The 4,943-nt window shown below is 57.5% G+C and carries 1 protein-coding gene; it reads left to right on the top strand.

Annotated features, from left to right (window positions below; translation table 11 throughout):
* Nucleotides 1-2,292: 2,292 nt before the first annotated feature.
* Nucleotides 2,293-4,119 (top strand): glutamine--fructose-6-phosphate transaminase (isomerizing), encoded by a 1,827-nt coding sequence (gene glmS / locus KIP88_RS45285; RefSeq protein ID WP_214494553.1) that lies wholly within the window; start codon nucleotides 2,293-2,295, stop codon nucleotides 4,117-4,119.
* The last annotated feature ends 824 nt before the right edge of the window (nucleotides 4,120-4,943 follow it).

Below are 4,943 nucleotides of genomic sequence, written 5' to 3'. Positions count from 1 at the left end.
AGGCCAACGGTCGCTGATCCGAGGTCTGGCGGAATTTCAGGTCTAGAAAATTCAGCGACGTGGAAGGCTGAAACAGCACAACGATCAATCGATCGACGCCCGAAGCGACCGCGGTCATTTGCGTTCGTTGTTCCGCTGCGCGGCAGCCGCTCATGTACGAGCCGAAGGAGCAGGCTGGGCGCCTCGGCGCCGGAATCACTCCGCAGCCGGTGCGACGTCGTTGAGGTCAACTTGGCCGGCCGTTCCGTCCATCTCGCTCTGCGGTCGTGAGCGGCTTGGCAACATTTCTCAGGATCGTGGCGCGGCAGTTGGCTAGCATCTCTTTCGTGTACTTCTCGCCGAAGTAATCCAGAACGAAGGTGCCGCCATAGTCCGACTCATCGGCGACACCGCTGGTTAGGCCGTCGAGGATTGTGCCGACTTCGCGGATGCGATCGGAGTACCGGGCGCGGATAACGTAACCGCGTTCATCGAGTGAACTGCCTCATCGGCAGTCACTTCTCTTATCCAACGAACGAATCTATCGTTCCCAAGTCCGGCATAAAAACCCTTATCCGCAGCATAGGCGTGGCAGGTGCACATTTCATCAAAGGCGATTATAACCATCAAAGAGAATTCGTCTTTCAGGTATTCATTGATTGCACTAAAATTGTGTGATCGAGCGTCCAATCTCTCCCAAAGATCCTTTTCGGATCCATCAGCGACGAGCTCCATAATCTGGATAAAGCCCTCGGCGTGACGCTCCTCGTCCGCGGCCCAGGCATCAAAGAACGCCGCAGCTTCTCGGTAGAGATCAAGTTGCGGATGGACAACTCCTTTTCCAGATGCCTCGCGTCATACTCAGTATACAATTCTGGCCACAACTTGTTCCAACGTGCGCGCAAAACGGATAGCTCGGCGGTGAACGTCACCGGCGTCAGAGCATTGAACAACTCTTTGGGACACCAATTCCGTCGAACCGGCGTGATCGTCCGACTCTTCCGAATCACGAACGATACGAGCAGTCTGGCAGACGCATTTTCTTCCCGAACGCTCGCAAAGCATATTTGCTACACACAGATGTTGTCGCCTCCTTGTTTTGGTGGCCTGCAATTCCAGGGCCGCACTCCTTCAGAACTCGCCTGAAGCATCGCCTTGACAGCTCAATAGAAGCCCAGCGCGGCCGTCATTGATCTCGGTCAACTCGATCACCAAGACGAATCCGAGCGTACTGTCGAGGGCAGCGTGGCACGGCTTTTTTTCGCAAGCCGCTCACGTCAATCGCTCGGTGGGCGCTCGGGCAGGTATCTTCGATTAAATCAATGCAACGCCACTTCGAGGTGGTGTTAACCCTCGAACATGCGGGCCTCATCAGGCGGCAGCCCGACTCGCCGCGCAGCATCGAAGTGCCGGTCCCTCCTCAGCAGCTACCCGTCTTGGATGCCAAACCAATCAGTCAAAAACTCTGTCGAGGTACTAGGTCCGCCCAGGAACAACCGTGCGTTCAACTCCGGAACAGATCCCGCGGCCTAGGCGGCACGGCAAAGTGCGCGAGGCTGTTCATGGCAAACTGTTTCCGCTAACGGGATCGCGCAAGCTGGCCGCGCAAGGGGGACCGCTGACATCAGTACTAACGGAGGAGCGGCGGATTACAAACCTTCGTATAGCCCTCCAAACCCTTTCAATATTGAAGGCTTACTTACGTACAATTGAGCCATCAATCGCAATAGTTTTAGTCTCGTCGAGAAGCGGGCCGGAGCATCCTGAATGGCTCTCGGCGCAAGGAAGTAAGACGAGCTGACGGACGATTATGAAGTTCTATCGCAGGACGCCACGCGGTCCGTCGATCTGCATCGAGTGTCGTCGATCACTAAGGTCGCGCTACCAGCAAGGTATCTCCACCCAGCAGCCCTATTGCGACTACGATTGCTATCTTCGCTACCGGACGAAGAGTCTGTTTGCGCCATGTCTCGCTGTCGCACGGGACCATGGACTCGCGCCTGAGTATTTGGCTCACCTCGAAACCCTCAGTTCGTTCGCAGCGCTTGCTGCCGTTTCCTACTGGTATTCGATTGTGCTCGCCAAAGCCGCGCTGCGGTTGGGCGAACCGATGATGGTTGAAACTTCTAAGACCTAGCTTACGCGTGTGCACGCGGCGAGACTAATTGCTCTGACAGGGAGTTTTCAAAGTTGAACCGCCAACGATGTCGCCATCGGCTATGAGCATTGAGTACGTTCAGACGAGTGAATTTGGTTAAGAAGTTTCTGCGGTTTTGAAGATGATTTCCTTGAAGCTGGAGGGCATTGATCGGTATGTGTGGGATTGTCGGCATCTTGGGGCGTGGTCCGGTCACGGGGCAGCTGGTCGAGGCACTCAAACGACTGGAATATCGCGGCTACGACTCCGCAGGCGTAGCGACGCTTGAAGGCAACCATCTCGAGCGCCGGCGTGCCGAGGGCAAGCTGAAAAATCTCGAGGCGCGGCTACGCGGCGATCTGCTGTCGGGTCATACCGGTATCGGTCATACGCGCTGGGCCACCCATGGTAAGCCGACCGAGCGCAATGCCCATCCGCATGTGACGGACAATGTCGCCGTCGTCCATAACGGGATCATCGAGAATTTCCGCGAGCTGCGCGCTGAGCTAGAGCAGAATGGCGCTAACTTCGCCTCGGAGACCGATACCGAGGTGGTGGCGCATCTCGTCGAATCCTATCTAAAGCATGGCTACTCGCCGCAGGACGCAGTGAAAGCGTTGCTGCCGCGGCTGCGCGGCGCGTTCGCGCTGGCATTCCTATTCAAAGGTCATAACGATCTCATGATCGGCGCGCGCAGGGGTTCGCCGCTCGCGATCGGGCATGGCGACGGCGAAATGTATTTAGGATCGGATGCTATCGCGCTCGCGCCCTTTACCGATTTAATCACCTATCTTGAAGACGGCGACTGGGCCGTGCTTACCCGCACGATCTGCGTCATCTATGATTCGAAAGGCGCCGTCGTCCACCGGGAAACGCTTAAGTCCGGCGCGTCATCGCTCCTGGTAGACAAGGCGAATTATCGGCACTTCATGTCCAAGGAAATTCACGAACAGCCGGAAGTGGTCGGACAGACGCTGGCGCGTTATGTCGATATGGCCGCCAAGCGCATCGCGCTGCCGTTCGAGCTGCCATTCGACTTCAATGACATTAGGCGCATCTCGATCACGGCTTGCGGTACCGCAAACTATGCCGGTCACATCGCCAAGTATTGGTTCGAGCGGCTGGCGCGTATGCCGGTCGAGATCGATGTCGCCTCCGAACTCCGCTACCGCGAGGCGCCTTTGCGCAAGGGGGATCTCGCGATCGTCATCTCGCAGTCCGGCGAGACCGCCGACACGCTGGCCGCGTTGCGCTACGCCAAGGCGCAGGGGCTACACACGGTTTCCGTGGTCAACGTACCGACGTCGACGATTGCGCGCGAGAGCGAAACCGTGCTGCCGACACTGGCCGGCCCGGAAATCGGCGTCGCCTCGACCAAAGCTTTCACTTGTCAGCTGATGGTGATGGCCGCCCTTGCGGTCGCCGCAGGCAAAGAGCGCGGAGAATTGTCCGACATCGATGAATTGAAGCTCGTGGGTGAGCTGATTGAAGTTCCGCGGCTGATCGCTGCGGCGTTCGCGATCGAACCGCAGATCGAGAAGCTCGCGCGCGACATCGCCAAAACGAGCGCTGTGCTCTATCTCGGCCGCGGCACGTCGTTCCCCTTGGCGCTGGAGGGCGCGCTCAAGCTGAAGGAAGTCTCCTATATCCACGCCGAGGGCTATGCCGCCGGCGAGCTCAAACACGGCCCGATTGCGCTGATCGACGATAGCATGCCAGTGGTGGTGATCGCTCCTTACGACGGGGTTTTCGAAAAAACCGTCTCAAACATGCAGGAAGTCGCCGCTCGTGGTGGCAACATCATCCTGATGACCGATGCGACAGGTGCTTCGGAAGCGACGGTGGATTCGCTCATGACAATTGTGCTGCCAAACATGGCTGCAACCTTTACACCCATGGTCTATGCCATTCCGGTGCAGCTTTTGGCCTACTATACCGCTATCCTAATGGGAGCGGACGTCGATCAGCCACGCAATCTCGCGAAATCGGTGACCGTAGAATAGGCGGGCACGGCCAAAGTCGCAGTGGTCGTGAGACTTCAGCCAATAGGCCTTCGTGTTCGGTTATGTCCGTTCTGTGGAAGCCAAAACCGAGCAGATCCTCAATTTCTCTCCTATCCATGTTGATGCCGATCGTCGTTGCTGCGTGCGTCCATATCGCCTTCCGGACATGAATGGTTCGTATCTCGAAATGCGATAATGACCTCAGGAGTACAACTGGAGTTCAGCTCCCGGACCGGGATTCACGGATGGCGCGATCTATAGGAACTTTGTCTGCCGCGCATCGGTAACTGAAGGTCCGCTTGAATTAGTCGGCTACCACCACGGCCGGGCTGCTGCTGATCCGGCGGGCCAGCGCGGCGACTTTGGCGGAGGAAGCCCAGGTCCCACCGCAAATTCGGCTTCGTGAGCTCTTACTCATGTTCGGCGCGGCAAGCTTCGTGACCTTGGCCGCTTTTAGTGTGCGGCCGACCATTCCATGCTGACTCCAAGCGTTTTCGCATCGTCGGCGGCCATGTTCGATATCCGCAGTGTGCATGATCGGTATCCGCCGTGTGCAATCCTATTACAAGTGCCGCGATCCCGCTGGAAGGTGCGGCATCCATTCGTTCTTATCTCTGCGAAGAGATCAGGGAATTCCCCAAAGTAAAGGTCCTGAAGGCCAATTTGCTCATAAACTACCGCTTCGCGACGATTCGCACAGACTCATTCTGCCGCTGGCGCGATTTAAGCGACTCGACTTAAAGGGCGCATTCGTGGCGTCCGCAACGAGCCCTCGGCCGATCCTCCACCACACCCATTCCGGGGGAGCGCGGCCCGTCTCGCGA

Source organism: Bradyrhizobium sp. SRL28, from assembly GCF_018596315.1.
In the GTDB taxonomy this organism is placed as follows: domain Bacteria; phylum Pseudomonadota; class Alphaproteobacteria; order Rhizobiales; family Xanthobacteraceae; genus Bradyrhizobium.
The sequence above is the reverse complement of the archived record's forward strand: the minus strand, read 5'-3'. Positions and strand labels throughout refer to the sequence as shown.

What these genes read in the sequence shown, in the direction of transcription:
- glmS (WP_214494553.1), top strand. Translation starts at nt 2,293, where the DNA reads ATGTGTGGGATTGTCGGCATCTTGGGGCGTGGTCCGGTCACGGGGCAG.